Annotated in this window: 17 protein-coding genes; 5 read left to right on the plus strand and 12 right to left on the minus strand. The window is 34.5% G+C overall.

The window, feature by feature from the left end; all coding sequences use genetic code 11:
* Window positions 1–59 precede the first annotated feature (59 nt).
* On the minus strand, window positions 60–5,729 hold the full coding sequence (locus ACNFIH_RS10040) for an alpha-2-macroglobulin family protein (protein WP_426486510.1): 5,670 nt from the start codon (window positions 5,727–5,729) through the stop codon (window positions 60–62).
* 217 nt (window positions 5,730–5,946) lie between these two features.
* On the minus strand, window positions 5,947–6,390 hold the full coding sequence (locus ACNFIH_RS10045; protein ID WP_426486511.1) for a nucleoside deaminase: 444 nt from the start codon (window positions 6,388–6,390) through the stop codon (window positions 5,947–5,949).
* 61 nt (window positions 6,391–6,451) lie between these two features.
* On the opposite strand from ACNFIH_RS10045, the gene ACNFIH_RS10050 reads away from it, so the two are divergent.
* The 4 genes from ACNFIH_RS10050 to ACNFIH_RS10065 are packed head-to-tail and all read left to right on the plus strand — an operon-like array spanning window position 6,452 to window position 11,100.
* Window positions 6,452–7,285, plus strand: a complete 834-nt coding sequence (locus tag ACNFIH_RS10050; RefSeq protein WP_426486512.1) for an energy transducer TonB — start codon at window positions 6,452–6,454, stop codon at window positions 7,283–7,285.
* The gene (locus ACNFIH_RS10055; protein ID WP_426486513.1) at window positions 7,285–8,220 is read left to right on the plus strand and encodes a hypothetical protein; all 936 of its coding nucleotides are present in this window, start codon (window positions 7,285–7,287) and stop codon (window positions 8,218–8,220) included. Before ACNFIH_RS10050 ends, ACNFIH_RS10055 begins: the two co-directional genes overlap by 1 nt.
* 51 nt (window positions 8,221–8,271) lie before the next feature.
* A complete protein-coding gene (locus ACNFIH_RS10060; RefSeq protein ID WP_426486514.1) occupies window positions 8,272–10,059 on the plus strand; it encodes a 1-deoxy-D-xylulose-5-phosphate synthase in 1,788 nt (595 codons plus the stop codon).
* A 39-nt stretch (window positions 10,060–10,098) separates the two neighbouring features.
* A complete protein-coding gene (locus tag ACNFIH_RS10065) occupies window positions 10,099–11,100 on the plus strand; it encodes a DUF3078 domain-containing protein (RefSeq protein WP_426486515.1) in 1,002 nt (333 codons plus the stop codon).
* 77 nt (window positions 11,101–11,177) lie between these two features.
* Here ACNFIH_RS10065 and ACNFIH_RS10070 read toward each other — a convergent pair whose 3' ends face one another.
* The 4 genes from ACNFIH_RS10070 to ACNFIH_RS10085 form a co-directional block, all read right to left on the minus strand.
* Window positions 11,178–12,524, minus strand: a complete 1,347-nt coding sequence (locus ACNFIH_RS10070) for a deoxyguanosinetriphosphate triphosphohydrolase (protein ID WP_035645548.1) — start codon at window positions 12,522–12,524, stop codon at window positions 11,178–11,180.
* Between the two features lie 402 nt (window positions 12,525–12,926).
* Complete coding sequence (locus ACNFIH_RS10075; RefSeq protein ID WP_426486516.1) at window positions 12,927–13,523, minus strand: outer membrane beta-barrel protein; 597 nt, start codon at window positions 13,521–13,523, stop codon at window positions 12,927–12,929.
* A 182-nt stretch (window positions 13,524–13,705) separates the two neighbouring features.
* Window positions 13,706–14,296, minus strand: coding sequence for an outer membrane beta-barrel protein (locus ACNFIH_RS10080; protein WP_426486517.1), 591 nt, complete (start codon window positions 14,294–14,296; stop codon window positions 13,706–13,708).
* Window positions 14,297–14,475: 179 nt separating this feature from the next.
* Complete coding sequence (locus tag ACNFIH_RS10085; protein WP_426486518.1) at window positions 14,476–15,057, minus strand: outer membrane beta-barrel protein; 582 nt, start codon at window positions 15,055–15,057, stop codon at window positions 14,476–14,478.
* 146 nt (window positions 15,058–15,203) lie between these two features.
* Between ACNFIH_RS10085 and gldA the strand changes: the two genes are divergently transcribed.
* A complete protein-coding gene (gldA, locus tag ACNFIH_RS10090) occupies window positions 15,204–16,100 on the plus strand; it encodes a gliding motility-associated ABC transporter ATP-binding subunit GldA (protein WP_426486519.1) in 897 nt (298 codons plus the stop codon).
* A 324-nt stretch (window positions 16,101–16,424) separates the two neighbouring features.
* Here gldA and ACNFIH_RS10095 read toward each other — a convergent pair whose 3' ends face one another.
* From ACNFIH_RS10095 to ACNFIH_RS10120, 6 genes are all read right to left on the minus strand, one after another.
* Window positions 16,425–17,834 carry a pyridoxal phosphate-dependent decarboxylase family protein gene (locus tag ACNFIH_RS10095; protein WP_426486520.1) on the minus strand — a complete coding sequence of 470 codons (1,410 nt, stop codon included), beginning with the start codon at window positions 17,832–17,834 and terminating at the stop codon, window positions 16,425–16,427.
* 78 nt (window positions 17,835–17,912) lie between these two features.
* Window positions 17,913–19,136: a dicarboxylate/amino acid:cation symporter gene (locus tag ACNFIH_RS10100; protein ID WP_426486521.1), complete on the minus strand. Its 1,224-nt coding sequence runs from the start codon at window positions 19,134–19,136 to the stop codon at window positions 17,913–17,915.
* Between the two features lie 78 nt (window positions 19,137–19,214).
* Entirely contained in the window at window positions 19,215–19,868 is a 654-nt protein-coding gene (locus tag ACNFIH_RS10105; protein WP_426486522.1) for a class I SAM-dependent methyltransferase, read from the minus strand.
* A 200-nt stretch (window positions 19,869–20,068) separates the two neighbouring features.
* Window positions 20,069–21,025: a methylenetetrahydrofolate reductase [NAD(P)H] gene (metF, locus tag ACNFIH_RS10110; protein WP_095928056.1), complete on the minus strand. Its 957-nt coding sequence runs from the start codon at window positions 21,023–21,025 to the stop codon at window positions 20,069–20,071.
* 91 nt (window positions 21,026–21,116) lie between these two features.
* Window positions 21,117–23,792 carry a methionine synthase gene (metH, locus tag ACNFIH_RS10115; RefSeq protein WP_426486523.1) on the minus strand — a complete coding sequence of 892 codons (2,676 nt, stop codon included), beginning with the start codon at window positions 23,790–23,792 and terminating at the stop codon, window positions 21,117–21,119.
* A 262-nt stretch (window positions 23,793–24,054) separates the two neighbouring features.
* Window positions 24,055–24,471 (minus strand): hypothetical protein, encoded by a 417-nt coding sequence (locus ACNFIH_RS10120; RefSeq protein WP_426486524.1) that lies wholly within the window; start codon window positions 24,469–24,471, stop codon window positions 24,055–24,057.
* Window positions 24,472–24,536 lie beyond the last annotated feature (65 nt).

A 24,536-nucleotide genomic window follows, 5' to 3' on the forward strand; every position in this document is an offset into this window, starting at 1 on the left:
GCACAGATTAAAAAGATTTTAAAATCTGTGCTAATCTGTGTAATCTGTGGCCAATAATTTTACTTTACAACCTCAACCCAGAATCCTTTTGTTCTTGCTAAGAAAGTATTATCATACATGGCTTCACACTGCAAACCTGGTAAGTAATAGTTTCCTAAATAAGATGCATTTAACAGAATTCTGAAAACTTTGGTTTCTCTAGATTTCATCCCAAAATAGAAATTAGTCCTGTCGTCACGAATATCAATATAATCTGCAATATTGTTTACAGCATCTCCATAATCTGTGAAACGAGTATTTACAATTTCAAATCCGGAAGGCAGAATTTGAGACAATGCTACATTTTGAACGCTTTCATTCCTTTGGTTTTTAATGGTTACTTCAGCAACAAATTCAGTTCCCTGACTAATTTTAGAAACATTGATTAAGCTTCCTTTTCTGTTCTTGAAAACAATTGTTGCAGAAACATCATTTTGAACCACATTTTCCTGTCCGATTGGTAGTATTCCAGTATTAAGTACACGAACATAAACTGTATTCGCTTTATTGTTTTTCAATGTAATACTGTTGGTACCAGAAGCAGCAGAAAGACTACGATCTGCAACTGATTTTTGAGTATTAATCGTTTCTCCTTTTCCGTTTTTACTAAACTGAATATTGATTCCCTTTGGACCATTACTTACTGCAAATTTCGACATTGCATACAAACAATAAGCTGTCGTCTGTGTACTCATCCATTGATTAGCCGACATTTCTTTGGCTAATTTAGTCGCCGTTGCAAATGCTTTTTGTTTCTGATCTAAAAGCAGCATCGTCTCTAAAGCCATTGCTCTGTTTCTTTCGCTTGAACCATAATAGTAATAGCTATAGTCATCTGAATTACTGTCAATACTTGTTTTCAGGAACAAACTTTGTCCCGCCGATTTCTGACCCGCTAAAACATAAGCTGCAGCTAAACGAAGCATACTTTCATTCGAAATGCCTTTTGTTTCACGCAATCTGTTCATTGAAGATAAATCGGCGTTTCCGGCTAAAGCCAATGTGTATAAACGATACGCCTGAGCCAAATCATTTCCGTATTTAGGTTCAAAACGCCATTGTTTGGCTTCTTTTTGTTGATAGCTTAACCATTTTGATTTGAAGTTTATTGGCAACACATATCCCTTTTTCTCTGCTTCAATTAAGAAATGTCCAGCATATGAAGTTCCCCAATCATCAGCAATTGCATTTCCTTGCCAGTAAGGCATTCCGCCGTTAGACAATTGGAAATTACCTAATCGGGCAATTCCTGCAGTTATATTTTTTTGGATTAATCCTTTACGAATTGCATCTATATCAGCCACATCGCCTAAATACAATTGTGGAAAAACAGATGAAGTTGTCTGCTCCACACAACCATGTGGATACTGAATTAAAAATTGCAATCTTCCATTTAGATTCATCGACGGCATTGACGAAACTTCCAATCTTGCTTTGTTGCTTCCGGCAATTCCAAAGGTTTTCCATGAAATTGTTTTTGAACTATTTGGCGTTAAGACAACATCAATAAAAGTACTCGTAACCGGATTCGGATTCGTCATATCAATTTCAACATCATAAACTGATTTTTCATTTCCTGAAGTTGCTATTACCTGCACTTTTGCAATTCCGGTTGCAGCGCCTACAACTAAATTAAAATAAGCCATTTTTTCGTCTGGCTGTGCAAAATTTAATTTTTGAACCGCACTTCCCATTACTTGCAAACCATTGCTTGTTTTTACCTGAACCGAAACATTTTTTATTTTATTCTCCGTTGCAAAAACCGTTACAGGAAGCGTTACTTTTTCTGAAGGAGAAATTTTTCTCGGCAAAGAAGCCAGAACCATCAGCGGGCTTTTAACCGGAGTTGCTTTTTCTACACTTCCGTAAGCACTTGTTGCGGCATCTCCGGCAACAACCATAGTTCTAACAGAACCAATGTATTTTGGCAATTTTAATTGATGCGATTTTGTTTGTCCTTTTTCCAATTTAAATGGTCCGTAATACAATACAACTGGTTTAAAACGATTTGCTTTCTTCGCTTTTCCACCGCCTAAATCCTGATCTCCACCAATACTGAAAATCTGATTTATTTTTCCGCCATAAGCGCCAATTACATCATCATACACATCCCAGGTTTTCACACCCAAAGCTTCACGAACATAAAAACTATCCCATGCATTTGGTGTTTTAAAACGGGTTAAATCAAGAAGACCTTCATCGACAACTGCAATAGTATAAGTCATCTCTTTACCTGATTTTTCACCAACTTTCACTGTAAAAGCTTGTTCTGGCTTCAAAACATCTGGCATTGAGATTGTCGGCGCCAGAATCGTATTTTTGTCCACAACTTCAATTGGAACAATTCCATACATACGAATTGGAGAATCATTTTTGGTTGAAGCATGAGGCTGTAATAATGTAATATTAAAATATACGTTTGGTGCCATTGCTCCCGTAATTGGAACTTCTACTTTGGTTTCTCCATTTTTAGTTTCGGCCCAAATTGTCTGTACTACTTTTGATCCGTTTTCAATTGAAATCAATGCACGTCCGCCTTCACTTGAAGGGAAAGAAATTTGCGCTTTTTCTCCAACTGCATAATTTTTCTTATCAGTAGAAAACACCAACATATTTGCTGTTGAAGCATCTCTATTGCGCGTTTTTCCAGACCAGATTGGCCAATCAATATTTACAGTCAAAGCAGTTGCGTGTCCATCCGGATTATCAGAAACACGAATTAAATAGCGTCCCCATTCTTCATCAGTTAAAGCAAACTGAATATTTCCTTTTCCATTTGAATCCGTATTGACTATAAAAGTTTTATATGAAGTCGTCGCGTTCGAAGAATTATAATTCGATAAATTATCACTTGAAGCATCCCACCACCAGCGCCAATCAACTTTAAACACTTTTACTTCTAAATTTCGAACTGATTTTGGTCTTCCATTTTCATCAACTGTCACAATATCAAAACGATTATTAGTTCTTGTTTCAAGCATATTGTACTTGTTTAATTCTGGCGCTTTAATTCCGACATAGGTTTTATACGGAGAATAAGTCGTAGAAATTACATCAGTACTAAAATCGCCCCCTTCTTCATAGACTTTTGTGATGAATGAAGCACGAAGCATTCCAGGTGCCTGGCCTTGCAATTTTGGCTGAATATTTACTGATGCTTTTCCATTTTCATTCAATTTTCCTGAGAAAACATTGATTTCTTCGGTATTGAATTGACGAACTAAATCATCAAAAGTAAATTTTTCATAACCTTTGAAAGTTGTTGTTTGCTGAGAGAATTTCGCTTGCATTTCAACATTCAAATTCTTAGCAATTGCTCCGTGAAGCCAAATCACTTCAAGATTATCTGTGTTTGGATAAGAGGATGAAAGCGTTTTTCTACTAAACGTATTTTTGATTTTTAAACGGTTTGGTTTAATGGTTTCGATCTTGATGCTTTTGTAAAATTTAGCTCCACCAACACTCACCATTGCTTCCCAATTTCCTGTTGGCGCATCTTGGTTTGTTGGAACTGTAAAAGCATAATGATTCAGTTCGTTTGTTTTTTGAACTGTTTGATAAACCGTTTTTCCATTCGGATCGTTTAATCGGAATTTAATCGGATGTGATTTTGGCAATTTATTCGAAGCATCATTTAAAATAAAAGACAAATACAAATTATCGCCCGGACGCCAAACACCTCGTTCGCCATAAATAAATCCTTTTAAGCCTTTTTGCAAAGTCTCACCCGCAACATCAAAATTACTAACAGACAACGAAAGTCCGTCATCAAGTTTCACATAAGTAGATTGTTGTCCTAAAGTTACAATCGCAAAATAAGCAAACTTATCTAGTTGAAAAGAAGCAATTCCTTCACTACTTGTTGCTTGAGTTCCAATTTTCTGTTGTTGGAAATTATACAAATCAACTCTAGCATTCGAAACTGGTTTTGTCGTCACAATATTATTCACAGCAAATAAATACGATTTGTTTTCACCTCTTTTGGCTATCACACCCAAATCTGAAGCTAAAATATTTGTTGCAATTTTTGCGCTGTAATAATAAGAACTTGAGCAAGGATCCTGACTTTCTCTCCATTCATAATCATCATAATAATAATCGTCGTAAGAGTTGCCACTGTAATTCACATCATTTTCGTCAACTTCTTCTTCCTCTGTTTCATCATCATTCCCTTCTGAAGTTTCACATTTATACAAAGAGTATTTCTTTTTAAAAACAAATTCTACTCTATAAATTGCTCCTGGTTCTGGTGTAATTATTTTAGATAAATCCAATGCAAAAGTATTCCATTTACTCGGATTTATAAGTTTACTTTCAATTAAATTCAGCGTTGTCTTAGCGATGGGTTGTGCGACTTTCTTGAGATTTTGGCCTCCATTCAATTCATTATACTGAAGAAACTGCAGTATATTGTTTTTGTAGATTTTATACACTTTTACGTCAACTGCACTTAAATTTACTGCTTCGAAATTCAGTTTCAAATTGTTTGAACTCGGCAAGATTGTTCCATTTTTAATAAATCGGACATTTGGTTTTATCTGATCAAAAGAAATTTTCTCAGAATAATTGGCATCCATTTTTTTGCCGTACTGACTTTCGATTCCCTGAAAAACTTCAATCAATAAATCTCCCACCGTAATTTGTTCTGGTTCCGATTCTTCTTCCTGAACCACTTCTACTGGTTCAGAAACAGCTGCAGCAGCGCTATCTACTATAACAGCCGCTGAATCAACAAGTGAAACCGCCGTTTCTTCAACCGGAACAATAACTTCTTTTTTTGCAGGTGCTTCTTTTTCATTATTAAAATAAACTTTCAGCAAATTTCCCTGAGTTGAAAATTTTAAATTATTCGTGTTCTGAATCGAAATCAAACCTTTAAAATCTTGTCCTTTTTCCAATGGTTCAGAAAAATTAATCAAAACTGATTGATTGCTTCCATCCGGAACTTCAACTTTTACGATTTTAAATTCATTTATATTGGTAATCGGAAAATCAATTTGTCCTTTTTGTTCGATATCAAAATCGCTTCCATCATATAAAATTTCCAAATTTGAAGCTTCAGAATAACGCTGAATACTGTCGATAATAAAACGAAATTCTTTACCAAAACCTGATTTTTGCTCAAATTTGACTTTAAGATTATTTCCTTTTTGTTTTGCTTCGACTAATTTTTTAGCCGTTTCAATATCAATATTATCTGCAGTTTTTAAAACACAATTCAAATACTGATATTCTTTACTATACGACTGAACATCGGCCGTATTGATTGTAAAATCCTGCTTTATGGTTTTGACTGTAAAATTGAATTCAGAAAGCGTTTTTTCTTTCTCTTTTGGAAGTGTAATAATTTTATCCAGCTTTAAAGTCACCTGATATTCGGTACCCGGTTTCAACTTTTTTTCTGGAATAAAAGCAATTGTATTTGGCGAAAGCGCAACCACTTTTCCATCGACGCTTGGCGAAATATCAAATAAATCGCTGTCTAAAACCTGATTGGCTTTCCAGTCTTTTTTATCAAAAGCCAAAACCACCCTAATATCTGATTCCGCCGAGACTATTCCTCCCGTGAAACTGACTATATACTCTTTAAATAATGAAAAATCGGAATTAAAATCGGCTGCTGATTTTCGGCCGCAAGATTGAAAAATAAAAAACACACAAAACACGAGAACTAATCCTTTTGCTTTCACTTTTATTTAGAGTTAATGGGTTACAATTTTTAAAGAAATCAGAGAACATTTTAACATTTGACTGTTACATCCTATAACTATCAAATGATTAATATATTGTAGTAAATATAAAATATTTTCTGAGCTTTTTTAAGAAGAAATTTCTTTAGTAAAAATATTTAACTTTTGTTGAAGTTTAAAAGCAATTTTGAGATGAATTAGAGTAAATTTCAAAAGATTATTTACGTCTTTCCAAAAAAAAACGTTTCATTAAATCTGCCGCTTCATTGGCCATTATACCAGAAATGACGGTAGTTTTTGGATGAAGTTTAGTTCCCATAGCAATGAAACCACGTTGCTCGTCGCGCGCACCGAAAACAATTTTTGAAATCTGACTCCAATACAAAGCTCCTGCACACATTTGACAAGGCTCGAGCGTAACATAAAGTGTGCAATCTTTTAGATATTTTCCTCCAAGAAAATTTGCTGCTGCAGTTATGGATTGCATTTCGGCATGAGCCGTCACATCATTTAATAATTCCGTCAAATTATGACTTCTTGCGATTATTTTATCTGCAACAACAATTATAGCTCCAACAGGAATTTCGCCTTTTTCAAAAGCCATTTCAGCTTCCTGCAAAGCTTTTTTCATAAAATATTCGTCGGTAAAAGGATTTTCCATAAATGCAAAAATAAGATTTTAGAACTTATTTTTTATTACATTTATTTTTTGATATTTGAATATGGAAAGAAAATACAAAATAGCAATTCCCGAACCCTGCCATGAAAACTGGGATGAAATGACGCCAAAAGATAATGGCCGTTTTTGTATGAACTGTTCTAAAACCGTTGTTGATTTTACTTCCATGCTTCCTGAAGAAGTTCAGCATTATTTCATTCAAAATCAAAATAATAAAATTTGCGGAAGGTTTAAAAATTCGCAATTAAAAACAATCACAATTCAAATTCCGAGTCGCGTTCTTTATTCTCAGACCAATTATCATAAAATGTTCTTATTGGCCTTATTTATTGCTATGGGAACAACTTTATTTAGCTGTGCAGATAAAGATGGGAATAAAAACAAAATTGACAATATCGAGATTGTTGAAAATTCAACTCAAAATCAAGACGGAAGTGAGGAAGTTTCTTCATGTTATGGGCATCAGGTCGAATCTAAAAAAGTAAAAACAAAAAAATATAGTGAAAGAATTATGATGGGTGCGGTAGTTCCTCCTAATATTATTGAGACAGGAAGTTTTAAATATAGTATAATATACAATTCAGCCGATTTAGATGTTTCTCCAGTTCCCGAAAATGGAATGAAAAATTTCTATGCGTTTTTCGATAAAAATTATGTTCAGACAGATCGATCAGAAAAATTTCAGGGAAAAATATCTATGGTGCTTGTTGTAGAGGAAGATGGCACTTTAAGCAATTTCAACATTGCTAAAAACACACCAAAAGAAATTGGAGAAGAAGCAATTAAAGTTTTAAAAACAGCTCCAAACTGGATTCCCGGAAAACTTAACGGCAAAATTGTACGTTCGTCTTATACTTTACCAATCACAATTAAATAATGGAAAGAAATCTTAAAATTACAATTCCGGAACCATGCCATGAAAATTGGGATAAAATGACGCCAATCGAAAATGGCCGATTTTGTTTGAGCTGTTCTAAAACCGTTGTTGATTTTACATCAATGCTTCCGGAGGAAATTCAGCATTTCTTTATTCAAAATCAAAGCAATAAAATTTGTGGCAGATTTAGAAAATCACAATTAGATTCAATAACAATTCAAATTCCTAATCGTATTTTGTATTCTCAAACCCATTATAGTAAAATGTTTCTTTTAGCATTGTTCATTGCTATGGGAACGACTTTGTTTAGTTGTCAAGACAAAGACGGAAATAAGAAAAAAATAGATACAATTGAAGTTGTTGATACTGATAAGAATCAAAATGATAAGCTGAAACAAATTCCGCCTCCGCCTCCACCGCCTCCACGTGAAAAAAATGCCAATCAAGAAAATTCTGAAAAACTTAATAAAATGGTTAGCGGAGAAGTTATTACGGAAAATCAGGCAACAAATGATAGGGAGTCCAAAAATAAAAAGGCAACAAGTTATTCTTCTACTGCAAAAAACAATAAAGAAGAAAAGACAAAACCAACAAAAGCCAACAGCAAGAAGGCAATAGAAGAACCTGTATATAATGGCGGAATCGCCGTTGAAACCAATGCCGAATTCCCAGGCGGAATTGAACAATTCTATAACTTTTTTGAAAAAGAATTTAAAAAACCGCAAAGCTCAGAAACGGCAAATCTTAAAATCAATCTCTCTTTTGCAGTAGAAAGAAACGGATCCGTAACTTATCTTCAATCCATTCCTGAAATTGACAGTTCTACAGAACAGGAAATCAAAAGAGTTTTGAGTTTATGTCCAAAATGGCAACCAGGAGAAACTAATGGCAAGAAAGCAAGGAGATTATATTCTTTACCAATAGTATTGAAATAGAACTCACAATAAAATTAAATTTAAAACCGTAAATTTGCTTTTTACCTTACAATGAAAAGCAATTTACTTTCAAACATATACAATCCTGCCGATTTACGTCTTTTAAAAGAAGAGCAACTAACACAAGTTGCCCAGGAATTACGTCAATTCATCATTGATATAGTTTCTGTAAAAGAAGGACATTTGGGAGCGAGTTTAGGCGTTGTAGAACTTACAATTGCTTTGCATTATGTTTTTAATACTCCAGACGATTTATTGGTTTGGGATGTTGGACATCAGGCTTACGGTCACAAAATCCTTACCGAGAGACGAGAAAACTTCCATACAAACAGACAAATAGACGGCGTTTCTGGTTTTCCAAAAAGAAGCGAAAGTATTTACGATACTTTTGGAGTTGGACATTCTTCGACTTCTATTTCTGCAGCGCTCGGAATGGCGATTGCTTCTAAACTAAAAGGTGATTTTGAGAAAGAACATATCGCAGTAATCGGCGACGCGTCGATTGCTAGCGGAATGGCTTTTGAAGGCCTGAATCACGCCGGAGTTACTGATGCCAATATTTTAGTTATTCTAAACGACAACGCTATCGGAATTGATCCAAGTGTTGGTGCTTTAAAAAAATATCTGACTGCAGTTAAAAATGGAAAAAATCCGAAGCAGAATAACATTATAAAATCGCTGAATTTTGATTATTCTGGCCCAATCGACGGACATGATTTCCCTACATTGATCAAAGAATTAAATCGATTAAAGAAAATAAAAGGCCCTAAATTTCTTCATATTGTAACCACAAAAGGAAAAGGTTTGCAGCAAGCTGAGGAAAATCAGGTAAAATATCATGCTCCAGGAAAGTTTGATGCTTCAACTGGAGAAATTCATTTAAAATCAGAAGAAAATCTTCCTCCGAAATATCAGGATGTTTTTGGTTTGACTATTTTGGATTTAGCCAAAAAGAACGAAAAAATAATCGGAATCACACCCGCAATGCCATCTGGAAGTTCTTTAAAATTCATGATGGACGAATTGCCGGAACGTGCTTTTGATGTTGGAATAGCAGAACAACATGCCGTAACACTTGCGGCTGGAATGGCTACGCAAGGCATGATGGTGTATTGCAATATTTATTCGACTTTTTTACAACGTGCCTACGATCAGGTTATTCACGATGTAGCGTTGCAAAATTTACCCGTAATTTTCTGTTTAGACCGAGCTGGTTTAGTTGGGGAAGATGGCGCAACGCATCACGGCGTTTTTGATATTGCTTATTTGAGAGCCATTCCAAATATCATTATTTATGCTCCACTCAACGAAATTGAGCTTCAAAACATTTTATATACGGCACAATTAGGATTAAATCATCCGATTGCGATACGATATCCTCGCGGACGCGGCGTTTTACCTAAATGGGAAGTAGAAAATTTCGGACATTATGAAAAAATTGAAATTGGTCCCGCAAAATGTTTAAAAGATGGTACGGAAATTGCTGTGCTTTCGACCGGAACAATTGGAAATAATGTTATTGAAGCCTTAAAAGAATGTAGCAATTCAGATTCTTTTGCTCATTACAGCTTCAGCTTTATTAAACCACTAGACATCAATACATTAAAACATATATTCTCAACCTTTGAACATATTATTACAATCGAAGACGGGGTTAAAAATGGTGGTTTTGGAAGTGCTGTTTTAGAATATGCAGCAGCAAATAATTTTAAAAACAACATTGAAATTTTAGGCATTCCGGATCATTTTATTGAGCATGGAAGCGTGCTGCAACTGCAACATTTATGTAAAATTGACGTTAAAAGTTTGATAAATCTTTTTTCTAATCGTTCAAAATAATTATTTTGCACAACCAAAAAAAAACCAAAATTAAGCCTAATGAAATTATTACGTTCTGCCCTTTTGCTGTTGTTATTATTGAGTACTTCAAATAATTTTGCTCAGATTATACAAACGACTTTGGATCCAAATCAGATTCCAAAACTTCCTTCAAACTGGAGTGCAAAAAACAAATTGGGTTTTGATATTTCTGAAATTGCTTTTGTGAATTGGAGCGCCGGGGGAACCAGCTCGATTTCTGGGCTTTTTAAGGGTGAATTTGGAAGAAATTACATCAAAGGAAATCACAAATGGGTAAATGAACTTATTGTGAAATATGGTTTAAATAAACAGGACGGAATCGAATTAAGAAAAACAGACGATGCCGTTCAATTCAACTCAACTTACGGTTTTAGAAAAGATACTCTTTCAAACTGGTATTACTCAGCAAAATTAAATTTCAATACGCAGTTTACAAATGGTTATAACTATCCAAATCGCGATGTTGCAATTTCGAAACCATTTGCACCAGCATATATTTTCCTTGGAGCCGGAGCTGAAAACTCAAATAAGAAAAAAGACAGAGTATTTTATTTCTCACCTATAACTTTAAAGACTACTTTAGTTCTTGATCAATATTTAGCGAATCAAGGTGCATTTGGGGTTAAAAAAGCAGTTTATATAGCTGATCCGGTTGATCCTACTAGTCAAATCTTGGTTGAAGAAGGTCAGAAGGTAAAAGCCGAATTTGGTATTTTGTTTACAGCTTACATGAAAAACGAAATTTACAAAAACGTGTTTTATGAAAACAGACTGAGCTTGTACACTGATTATTTAAACAAATTTGGAAACGTCGATATCGACTACGACACAAAACTGGATCTAGTTGTGAATGCTTATGTAAAAGCAAATATTGGCGTTCATTTAGTATATGACGACGATATTAAAACAAAAAAAGACGTTGTTGATCCTGTTACAGGAGCAAAAACACAAGTTAACGATGGGCCGAGAATGCAATTACGTCAAGTTCTTGGTGTTGGTTTAGTTTATGCTTTTCAATAAATAACTTTTCATCTCATAAAAAAACAGCCGATAAAACAAATGTATTATCGGCTGTTTCTTTTATAGCAAAGAAAATATTATCTCTTTTTTCGACCGCTGATCATTTCATATAATTCAAGCGCATTTCCATCTGTTAAAAGGGAAACATAATGACAAATATGAAGCAGACGTTCGTATAAATTACCTTTTTCTAAATGATGTTTTTCAGGAAGCATCTTAAGGATTAGCTTATCGTAATTTGACGCTGTTCCTTCATATTTATTGTTGAATGCCGTAATAAATTTATCCAATAAAGTCTGGATGATTTGATAGCCTACAATTTCTTTCTCAATAACTTCACGGCTTTGATAAATTTTGTCAACGCTTAATTTGATGATATCATTCATCTGTGCTTTGTATTTGCTTTTATCGGTTAAAGCAAAAGGGAAATTTCCAGCCAAAATTGCTTCTTCATTTTCGATAAAAACATCAACAGCATCATTGATTAAGGCGCCAATTGCTAAAGCTCGCAAATAACTAATTCGGTCTTCTTTTGTCTCTAATAATTTATATTTGGCAACACCAATATTATCTTTTACCAGTTTGATTAAATATTCTAAAGCGTAATCTTCAGAAACCAAACCAAGATTTATTCCGTCTTCAAAATCGATTATCGTGTAGCAAATATCATCTGCAGCTTCAACCAAATAAGCTAAAGGATGTCTTTCAAAACCAATATCGCCATCTTCTTTATTGGCAATCAATCCCATATCCTGAGCTACTTCTTCAAAAAACAATTTATCTGATTGGAAAAAACCATATTTTTTATCCGAAATATTGTTTGTAGGCTTTTTAGGAAGACTTTCTTTTGGATATTTCATAAAAGCGCCTAAAGTAGCATACGAAATTCTAAGTCCGCCTTCAATTCCCGGACGGCTTGCTGTTAAAACAGAAAATCCATTGGCATTTCCTTCAAAATCAATTAAATCCTGCCATTGTTTTGCTGTTAATTTATCCTTGTATTTCAATCCTTTTCCGCTAGAAAAATATTCTCCGATTGCTTTTTCACCTGAATGTCCAAAAGGCGGATTCCCAATATCATGTGCCAAAGAAGCCGCAGCCACAATCGCACCAAAATCATTCATCTGATAACCGTGAATTTCTTTTAAATAAGGATATTTCTCAAGAATTTTCTTCCCGACCAAACGTCCTAAAGATCTTCCAACAACAGAAACTTCCAAACTATGCGTTAATCTGGTATGCACAAAATCTGTTTTTGAAAGTGGAATAACCTGGGTTTTATCCTGTAAACTTCTAAATGCAGACGAAAAAATAATTCGGTCATAATCAACCTCAAAACCTAAACGTGTGTCATCTTGTTCTACTCGTAATCTTTTGCTTGTATCGCCCTGACGTTTTAATGATAAAAGTTGTTCCCAGTTCATTTTTATATTTTAGATTTCTGATTTTAGACTTTAGATTATTCATCTAACCGTCAAAAATACGTTTTATTTTAGGATAAAATATGTCACTTATTAAGTTTTATTCGCCACGAATTCACGAATTATTTAAACATAATGATTTGTAAAAATTCGTGAATTCGTGGCGAAAAATTTAGTCATTAAGTATAAAATCATAATCGCGGCATTATTTTTTTAGAAGCAGAAAATTTTTGGTTTCAAAACAAGTATAGTCCCGCTATCCGCTATATCTTTTCCTGGCTAAAGAAGCCAGAAAAAGGATGCCGCTCCTATCGGGGCTAAACGAGAAATTTTTAATTTCAAAAGATCTTTATCCAACAAAAAAGCATCCGGCTAAGCGGATGCTTTTTTTATATAATTTTGAAATTAAAAATTCTTTGAAACACCCACAGAAAAAGACTGTCCAAAAGTGAAATTAAAGTTTTTGGAAGTTGTTTCTCCGCTATCGCCATCATAATTCAAAGTTCCATACTCAAGTCCTCCAATATTAAAATTCAAGCCAAAACCATTATGGACATTAATAAAAATTGCTGGTGTAAGATTTGTGTAAAATCCATTTCCTTTGTCAATTGTACTTGAATTTATTGCTTCGTTATTATATGTATGTTTTGTATTTTGATACCCCATGCCCAAATCAGCATAAGCCGCAAAAGTCTGATTTAAAGTTTTAGTATAACGCAAAAAACCTCCAACAGAAAACGCATTTGTTTTATTAGAATACGAATTTGGAATCTTATCTTTTACTGTCGATACTCCACTTTCAATACCCGCCGCCCAATTTTCATGAAATTGATATCCAACTTTTGGTGAAAAACCAAAATAATTATATGTATTATCTCCTGGGATATTTGATCTTTTTTGAGAATTATAACTTACACTTCCCATAACCAAAACCGACCCTTTTTTTTGGGCATTTGCAAAACTGAACATTGCCAGTGCAACAACAACTAGAATTTTTTTCATAAGTGATATTTGTTAAATTTTGTAATCTATTTAACAAGAAAGATGCCAATGAATCATTTTGTTATGTTCCTAACAAAAAGAACTCAATTACAACACTTTAAAAACTTTATTCGTCATTATAAAGACACAAAAAAACATCCAATAAGGATGCTTTTTTTTTGTGCTTTAATATAATTTTGAAATTAAAAATTCTTTGAAATACCAATAGAAAATGACTGTCCGAAATTAAATTCAAAAGTCTTCGTTTTACCCTTCATACCAGCTGCTAAATCAGCATTTAAAGCCGAATAATTCAATCCTCCGATATTAAAGTTTAATCCAAAACCTTTTTTAATATCGATAAAAATCGCTGGCGTTAAACTTGCATAAAATCCGTCGCTATCATTGTACGTTTGGCCTGTTGTATTTCTAAAAGTCTCTTTCCTGTTTTTATAACCGATGCCTAAATCTGCATAAGCTGAAAAAATACCACCTAACGGTTTAGAGTAACGCAAAAAACCTCCAAGTTTATAATTATGATCTTTGTATAAACTTCCGTCACTTAAATCATTTTTGGAATTTGAAATCGCACCTTCAATACCAGTTGTCCAATTTTCATGGAACTGATAACCAATTTTCGGCTGAAAGCCAAAAAAGTTTTGACTGTTTTCAAAATTCGAATTTGAATCCTTTTGAGAATTATACATAACACTTCCCATAACTAAAATTGAACCTTTTTGAGCATTTGCAAAGCTGAACACTACCAGTGCAACAATAACTAGAATTTTTTTCATATTTAATATTTGTTAAATTTAATTTATTCAATTTAACAAGAAAGATGCCATAAAATAAGTTTTAGTATTTACTTAACATAAAACCCCCTTGTATACCACAATAGAAGATATTTTTAACATTTATCAATAAAAAAGCGCCCCAATTGGAGCGCTTTCTGAAATTGAATATAAACGTAAGACTAGAAGTTTTTAGAAACTCCAATATTAAATGTTTGACCAAAGTTGAAGTAGAACTTGCTGTAATCAGGACCATTATTATCATAACTTAAAGTCTCGTATCCTAAACCACCAATGCTGAAGTTCAAACCGAAACCTTTTTTCATGTTAATAAAAAGAGCTGGAGTAATACCTACATACACACCATCAGCTTTGTCTTTTGAAAAAGCATTTCCAGGACCGTACGTTTTATTTTTTAAGTTTTGAAAACCTGCTCCCATATCAGCAAAAACAGAAAACGTTTGGCTTAATGGTACTGAATAACGTACAAATCCTCCTAATCTGAATCTGTTGTCTTTTTCTTCAATGTTTCCATTGTCTGTAGTAACTGAACTAACTGTAAACTCTCCACCTACTGTCCAGTTATCATTAAATTGGTAACCTACTTTTGGAGAAAAGCTAAACTCGCTTGATTTTGCTTCACTAAATTGGAATTCTGATTTTTCAGAAGTGTAGCCAATGTTTCCACCTACTAAGATTGTTCCTTTTTGAGCGTTTGCAAAACTGCAGATAGCTAATGCAGCCATCACTAAAATTTTTTTCATGATTTGGGTATATTTAAATTTAGCATTCCCTTAACAATAACGATGCCGTGAATAAAGGGCTCTGCTATTTTTTATCTTTATTTTTAAAAGACAAAATGTAGTAATCGAAACTATTTCTCGTTACTTTTGCAGTAAATAAAAAGTCCATGTCGATAGAAGTAAACAGCATATCAAAAAGTTACGGAGCGCAAAAAGCTTTAAATGAAATTTCTTTTAAAATTGAGAAAGGAGAAATCGTAGGATTTCTTGGTCCAAACGGAGCTGGAAAATCTACTTTAATGAAAATTTTGACTACCTATTTACTTGCCGATAGCGGTTCAGCCCTTGTAAATAGCCACGATGTCATGACAAACACCAAAGAAGTGCAACGATCGATTGGCTATTTACCAGAACACAATCCGTTGTATTTAGATTTGTATGTTCGTGAATATTTGGCTTTTAATGCCGATGTTTACAATGTTCCGAAATCAAGAATCGAAGAAGTTATTCAACTGACAGGACTGACACCGGAAAGCCATAAAAAGATAAGTCAATTGTCAAAAGGATACCGCCAGCGTGTGGGGCTTGCCAATGCTTTACTACATAATCCAGACGTTTTAATTTTGGATGAACCAACTACCGGACTGGACCCTAATCAGTTAATGGAAATTAGAAATGTAATCAAAAATGTAGGGAAAGATAAAACCGTTTTTTTATCAACACACATTATGCAGGAAGTCGAAGCAATTTGTGATCGTGTCATAATTATTGACAAAGGACAAATTGTTGCCGACAATAAATTGGACCATTTAGTTGCTACAGATAAAGAGCAAGTCATTGAAGTTGAGTTTGATTATCAAGTAGAACAACAACTTTTGGCGAAACTAGAAAACATAGCTTCTTATGTAAATACACATGACATGACATGGGAACTTACATTTGTAACCGAAAAAGATATGCGCCCTGCAATATTTGATTTTGCTAATGAAAATGGCTTGAAAACACTTCAACTAAATCAGAAAAATAAAAATCTGGAAGCTGTTTTCAGAGAAATCACCAAATAATATTTTTCATAAAAACATATAAAGCCAATTTGTTCTTTTCACAGAATAAATTGGCTTTTCTTTTTTAAACAACTTCTAAAAAAACCTTTTCTAACTTTTTTGTTTTTAAGCACAGCTTATTAACTCGTTTTCAAACGATTAAAATTTTATTATTTATTTTTAACTATTTTTATTTAGACTTGATACAAATAGTACTATATTTGCACAGGAAATTATAATAATTTTATGATTTAATCAACCTTTCGATTCTTGTTTTTTTGTTTTTTTTGTGTTAGTAAAGAGCCTGATTGTAGTTAACAGGCTCTTTTTATTTTATTGAAACTATTATATTTCTAAATCAAGAATAGATGTTTTTAATTCTTCTATAATGATTTTAATATCTTCTTCCGTTGTGCGCCAATTTACAAAAGAAGCCCTGATTCCTTTTCGACCTTCATAAACTGTCGGCGTCATGAAGACTCTTCCTTTATCATTCAAAATAGTCAAGAACTCGCCTACTTTATCCTGATTGTGATTTCCTTTTAAAGTAAAACAAACATTATTCAATCTAATTGGTGCCATTAACTCAAAACTTCCAGTTGCAATCAAGGCATTTCCAAAATGCAATGCCAATGAAGTACTGTTTTCAATAATATCTTTAAATCCTTCTTTTCCATAAGCACGCAAAGAAAACCACGCAGGAAGGGCTCTTAAACGACGTGAATTTTCAGGAAGCACATTCAAATAATTAAAATTCTCCAACGGATTTCCTAAATAAGGCGCATTCGAATTTTGAAATGTTTCAACCTGCAGATTTGCATGTTCTTTTTTAATCAAATAAAAAGCACTTTCATAAGGTACATTCAGCCATTTATGACAATCAATTGTAATACTGTCTGCTCCTTCCCAACCTTCAACTAAATGCTTAAACTTTTCGGAAACTGCGGCAAAGCCACCAAAAGCGGCATCAATATGCCACCAGAATTTGTATTTTTTTCTCAGTTTTGAAATGGCTTCAAAATCATCAAAATCTGCTGTATTTACAGTTCCTGCGCTTGAAATCAAAATAAATGGTTTTCCATTTAATTTCTGAATATTTTCTTCTAAATCAACAAGATCAAGAGCTTCACGATTGCCTTCTAATGTTTTTACGGTCGTATAATTTTGGCTTCCAATTCCAAGCATTGATAAACATTTAATGGAAGAAGAATGTGGTGTTGCTGTTAAAATATTTATCGTTTCTGAAATTCCGTTTTTGGCAAAATCTTTTCCGAGCTGTTTTCCAAACCATTGTCTAGCAACACCTAAAGAGGTGAAATTCGACATGGTTGCACCAGTTACAAATCCGCCAATAAATGAATCTGGCAATTCTAGTAATTGCAATAACAAATTAATCGTTTCAAACTCAATCAATGCCGACGCACCGCCCTGTGCTTTTATAGCCTGCGTATTTTGATCGTAAACCGAAGCAAGCCAGTCACCAACAATAGATGCCGGCGTTGAACCACCCGTAACAAAACCTAAATAACGTGGTCCAGGCGAAGCAACCATTAAAGGAGCCAAACGTTCATTAAATTCCTTTAAAGCCTCAATCGAACCTAAACCAAATTCGTTTAGATTATTTGCAGGATCAATTGTATTTTTATTTGAAGTTGGAATATTGTCAAGGTCATTCAAAAAATTAATTCCTTGTTGTTTTGCTTTTTCTAAGATATTTTCGAAATTGTTTAGATCATGTTGTAATATCGGATTCATAAGTTTGTTGTATTAGTTATGTCGCGCAGAATGCACGGATGAAAAAAGTTTAATAAAATTTGCGTTTTTATAGAGAAACTACCATTTTGTCTTTTCCGAAAACCTTGAAACCAACATCGAGCATATTACATCGCCATTGGCATTTAGTAAAGTAGCGATTGGATCGACCAGAGTTCCTAAAATCATCGCAACTGGCAAAGCTTGCTCCATCGGGAAACCGTAAACCGTAATCGCTAAAACTTCTCCAATATAACCTCCGTTTGGAATTCCGCCTTCGACAATAGAAACGATTACTGTAATTCCCAAAGCCAAAAGAATGGTTGACGGCTCTGTAAAATCCTTCCCAAACATGGCAAACAAAAAGGTTATTTTTAAGATGGATGACATACTTGAACCATCTTTATGCAAAGGTGCTCCAAGCGGAATCACCAAATTACGAACATGTGCCGGAATTCCCATTTTTTGCGCTGCATCAAGATTTGCAGGAATCGTGGCAATACTGCTGCAAGTTCCTATTGCGGTTAACGAAGGCGTAATATTGTTACTCCAAAAAACTTTAAAAGCTCTTTTCCCTCCAGCCACAAGCGCATATAAACTAAAAAATAAAAAGAAATAAAAGATGCAAGCTGCATAATAAACGGCCATTGGTTTTGCATAAACGCCAAATAATTGCGGTCCAAAAATACCAACCTGATAGGCAAAATAGGCTCCCAAACCAATTGGAGCGAATTTCATTATAATATTCAAAAGCTGTTTCATCACCTCGTTTCCTGAATCCAGAAAACTCTTAAATGCATTTCCTTTTTCACCAGATTGCAATGTTGCAAAGCCAATTAAAAAAGAAAAAACAATAAGTGCCAGCATACTTTTTCGCGAAAGCAATTCAAAAAAATCATTTGCTGTAAGCAATTTTGCAATTTGATCTCCGACGGATCCGGATTCAATCTTTTCAAACGGAATTTTAGTAATCGCTATATCCTGATGAATAGGAAAAAGATAAACAGCAAAAATCATTACAATTGCTGAAATAAGAATCGTAGTCAGAAAAACCAAAATCATTACAACGAATAGTTTTCCTAATTTTTCTGTCCTTTCCAAATTAGCAATCGAAGAACCGATTGTAAAAAATATAAGTGGAATAATCGCTGTAAAAAGCAAATTCAGGAATATATCACCAAGCGGTTTTATGATCAAAACATTTTCTCCAAATACTAATCCGAAAATGCTTCCTACTATAATTCCGCCAAGAAGTAAAAGTATACTGCTATAATTCTGTAAAAAATTGATTTTTTTAACTTCCATAATTGCTAGGATTATAATTCAGAAAGATTAGTAATAAAGAATGAAAGTACTCAAAAAAAGATTGCGAAAATTGATTCGTTACTTTTCCAAAACAATCGTAGTAAAAACCCTATCGGCAAGTTCGCCTGTTTTGCTTTTTACTTGTTCTGTCTGACTTTCAATATAAACAATTTTAAAAGCTGTTTTTTCAATTAGTTTTTGTGCTTTTTCAGTGTTGTAAAGCTCAAATTCAAATTGCGTAAACGGAAGCTGCTTCATGAAATCTTCCTGAGCAAACGTCAAGCAGAAATTCCCGTTTGGTTTTAAAACCCTATAAATTTCCGAAAGTAATTCTTCAGGCTTCTGCCAAAAGTAAATTGTATTTACCGTAAAAATTTTATCGAATAACTCATCTTCAAACGGAATCGTATTTCCGTCATAAAGTGAAAAGAAAGCTTGTTTTTGAGAAACAAAATTTCGATTGATCTGGCGTGCTTCCTGAAACATCAATTCCGACATTTCCAGCCCGTAGTATTTAAGTTTTTCAGCTTGTTCAAACAAAAATTCAACGTGACCTGCGTTCCCGTGGCCCAGTTCCAGAATTCTGTTTTCGTTTGAAATATTTAGATTTTTAATCGAATGTTTTGTCATATTGATGTTCGTTTCGTTCATCATATTGCCCATTTCGATTCCTTTTTCTCCCGATGGATGTTTTAATTGAGAGGCTATGGCTTGTAATTCTTCTTGTTTCATGACTCGAAAATTTAAACTTCTAAATTAAACAAAATCCTTCAGCAATTTGTTGTCACTTGGCTCGGATCCCAACTAACGCTTGTTTTGTCATTCCGAGGAACGAGGAATCTCCACAAGAAACTCGACAAAGATTAGCGATTCACTGGATGGAGCTACTTGTGGAGATTCCTCGTTCCTCGGAACGACAAAATGCTTGCAGATTAAAAAACCTGACTCGCAATCTGGCGAATATTCTCAGATTTCCCCATTGAATAATAATGTAAAAACGGAACTCCAGCCGCTTTTAATTCCAATGACTGCTGAATCGCCCATTCAATTCCGACTTGTTTGATTTCAGCGTTGTTTTTGCATTTATCTACAGCATCGATTAAATCTTCAGGCAAATCGATTCTGAAAATCTGTGGTAAAACTTGCAAGTGTCTTTGAACAGCAATTGGTTTAATTCCAGGAATAATCGGAATTGTGATTCCCATTTCTCTTGCTTTTTCTACAAAGGCAAAATATTTTGAGTTGTCAAAAAACATCTGTGTTACCACATAATCTGCTCCTGCGTCTACTTTTTCTTTTAATCTTTTTAAATCTGATTGTAAAGATGGTGATTCCAAATGCTTTTCAGGATATCCCGCAACTCCAATACAGAAATCAGCTTTATTGTCAATATCCATCACTTCATGCAGATATTTTCCGCAATTCAAATCTTTGATTTGACGAACCAAATCAACTGCGTAATGATTTCCTCCTGCTTTCGGTACAAAAGATTGTTCATCTTTCATTGCATCGCCGCGAAGCGCCATTACATTGTTGATTCCTAAATACTGACAATCAACCAGCATGTATTCGGTTTCTTCTTGTGTAAATCCACCACAAAGCAAATGTGGAACGGTATCTACATTATATTTGTGTTTTATAGAAGCGCAAATTCCAAGCGTTCCCGGACGCATACGAGTTAATTTTTTGTCTAAAAGTCCGTTGCCTTTATCAATATAAATATACTCTTCGCGAGAAGTTGTTACATCAATAAACGGCGGTTTAAACTCCATCAACGGATCAATATTATCGTATAATTCCTGAATGCTTTTCCCCTTTTGAGGCGGAATAATTTCAAATGAGAATAATGTTTTTCCTTTGGCGTTTTCTATATGCTCTGTTACTTTCATTTTTTGTTTTTTGTTTCATGTTTCAGGTTTCATGTTTCAAGTTCTCTACTGTAACTTGAAACTTGAAACCTGAAACAAAAATAACTTTTCGTTAATCTGCTATATTAGGGTTTAACCACTTCATTGCGTAATCCGTTGGAACATTACGTCGTTTGGCGTAATCTACTACCTGATCTTCTTTTATTTTTCCGAGTCCGAAATACCTGCTTTTTGGGTTTCCAAAATAATATCCAGAAACTGAAGAAGCCGGCCACATCGCCATGCTTTCTGTCAAAGTCACTCCAATTTCTTCGGCAACATTTAAAAGCTTCCAAATCGTTGGTTTTTCCAAGTGATCAGGACAAGCTGGATAACCTGGCGCCGGACGAATTCCTTTATAATTTTCCTTAATCAATTCTTCGTTAGTTAAAGATTCTTCTGAATCATAACCCCAGAAATCTTTACGCACTCTCTCGTGAAGATATTCGGCGAAAGCCTCCGCAAAACGATCGGCAAGTGCTTTCACCATAATCGAATTATAGTCGTCTAAATTCTTTTCGTATTCCGCTGCCCATTCGTCAACACCAAAACCAGTTGTTACGCAGAAAGCTCCTATATAATCAGTTACGCCACTGTCTTTTGGCAGAATAAAATCGGCTAAAGCGATATTTGGAGCGCCTTTTGTTTTTTGTGACTGCTGACGAAGCGTTAAAAATTTCTCTAAAACTTTTCCGTTTTCATCACGCAATTCGATATCGTCGTCATCAACCTGATTCGCAGGGAAAATTCCGTAAATACCTTTTGCTTTTAGTTTTTTCTCTTCCAGAATTACTTTCAACATTGCCTGAGCATCGTTAAAAACAGAAGTCGCTTGTTCTCCCACAACCTCATCCGTTAAAATTGCCGGATATTTTCCGTACAATTCCCAAGTCTGAAAAAACGGCGTCCAGTCGATATACGGAACCAAAACATCCAATTCAACTTCGACAACTTGCTTTCCAATTACTTTTGGTTTAGTCGGCGTGTATTCCGACCAATCCAATGGTAATTTGTTTTTACGGGCATCTTCAATCGTCAGGAAGTTTTTATCTCTTGAACGATTTAAAAATGTTTCTCTAAAAGAATCGTATTCTGCACGAATATCTGCCGCATATATTTTTCTATTATGATCTAACAGGTTTCCTGCAACAGTAACAGCTCTCGAAGCATCGTTTACGTGAATTACAGTTTCTCTATATTGAGGCGCAATTTTCACGGCAGTATGCGCACGAGAAGTGGTTGCCCCGCCAATCATAATCGGAATTTTAATATTTTGTTTGTCTAATTCTTTGGCCAAATATACCATTTCGTCAAGCGAAGGCGTGATTAATCCGCTTAATCCGATTATATCTACATTATGCTCAATCGCCGCCGCAATGATTTTTTCCGGAGGCACCATAACACCAAGATCTACAATCTCGTAATTGTTACAAGCTAAAACCACCGAAACGATGTTTTTTCCAATATCGTGAACGTCACCTTTTACAGTCGCCATCAGGATTTTTCCGTTTCCTTGTTTGTCTCCGGCTTGTTTGCTCGCTTCGATAAATGGCAATAAATAAGCCACTGCTTTTTTCATTACACGAGCCGATTTCACCACCTGAGGCAGGAACATTTTTCCGCTTCCGAATAAATCTCCAACCACATTCATTCCTGTCATCAAATTGATTTCGATAACCTCAATTGGTTTTGTTGCTGCTAAACGAGCTTCTTCTACATCTTCTTCAATAAAAGCATCAATTCCTTTTACCAATGAGTGTGTAATACGCTCCTGAACCGTTCCAAAACGCCATTCCTGAACTACTTTTTCATCGCTCTTCGCTTCGCCTTTTACATTTTCTGCAAAATCCAAAAGTCGTTCTGTCGCATCGTCGCGTCTATCTAAAATTACGTCTTCAACGTGTTCTAATAAGTCTTTCGGAATATCATCGTAAATCGTAAGCATCTCCGGATTAACGATTCCCATCGTCATTCCGTTTTTAATCGCATGGTATAAAAACACCGAGTGCATAGCTTCACGAACGGTATCATTTCCTCTAAAAGAAAACGAAACGTTACTCACTCCACCACTGATATGCGCGTGCGGAAGATTTTCGCGAACCCATTTTGTCCCTCTAAAGAAATCCAAAGCGTTCAATCTATGCTCTTCCATTCCCGTTGCAACCGGGAAAATATTCAAATCGAAAATAATATCCTGCGGAGGGAATCCTACTTTGTTCACCAAAATATCATACGAACGCTGACAAATCTCTACTCGACGATCGTAATTATCGGCCTGACCAACTTCGTCAAAAGCCATGATAATTGCCGCCGCTCCGTAACGTTTGATTAATCTCGCGTGATGAATAAAGGCTTCTTCGCCTTCTTTTAACGAAATCGAGTTTACAACGCTTTTTCCTTGTACTACTTTTAGACCTGCCTCGATGATTTCCCATTTCGAACTGTCGATCATAATCGGCACTCTCGAAATGTCTGGTTCTGCCGCAATTAAATTCAAAAATTTAGTCATTGCATTTACACCGTCAAGCATTCCTTCATCCATATTAATATCGATGATCTGTGCTCCACCTTCTACTTGTTGTCTTGCAATATCAAGCGCCTCGTCATATTTCTCTTCCTTGATTAATCTCAAGAATTTTCTTGAACCTGTTACATTTGTACGCTCACCAACATTCACGAAAACACTTTCCGGCGTAATAATCAACGGTTCTAATCCTGATAATACAAGGTCTCTTCTTTTTTCTGTCATTTCTTTTTAAGTTTCTACCCCGATAGCTATCGGGGCTAAGATGCTTAGATTCTGAGTTTTTTTATTCTATTTTCTTTCCTGCGAGGTTTTTAAAGCCTTGTAGGTATATTCGTTTTCAATATTTTAATTTGGGCGTGATTCGCCGCGGCGAACCGGGCTATCCGTTACAAGTCCTCGCTCTTCCTTCGTCAGGCTGTGGGCTTTTCACTTCTATCCCTCACGCAAACTCGGTTTCATAATAACGTTTTGTTTTTCACCGAAATCATTTCCATTTTGATTTCTCTAAATATTTAGCGATCGCATCATCATATTCATAATATTTAGTTTTAGTAAAACCCACTTTTACGAGTGATAAAGAATCAGGTTTTAATTCTTCTTCTAAGAAAATTTCATTTTCTTCAGGATTATTCATATCGTACTTTACTCTATAAAACTTATTTATCTCTTTGTATAAACTATTATAACGTGATCTATTTCCAATTTTTCCTAAAATCTTTCGATCTGTATAAAAATAATATCTTAAAACTTTATCTTCTCTGGAACCTTCGTTTATAGTTACTAACGCAATTGTTTCGCCTTTGAAAGATTTCCTATAATTATCTTGCTGAATATTCCTACATACTTCATATATTAGTAAACCAGCTATCATAAATAAAAAAATAGTCTTCCAATTATTCATTTCGCTTTACTATTATTTTTTGCTTTCCAAGAACAAAATCTTCTTCATATTTATTGAAAAACTCA

The organism is Flavobacterium sp. 2 (assembly GCF_049949195.1).
GTDB lineage: Bacteria > Bacteroidota > Bacteroidia > Flavobacteriales > Flavobacteriaceae > Flavobacterium.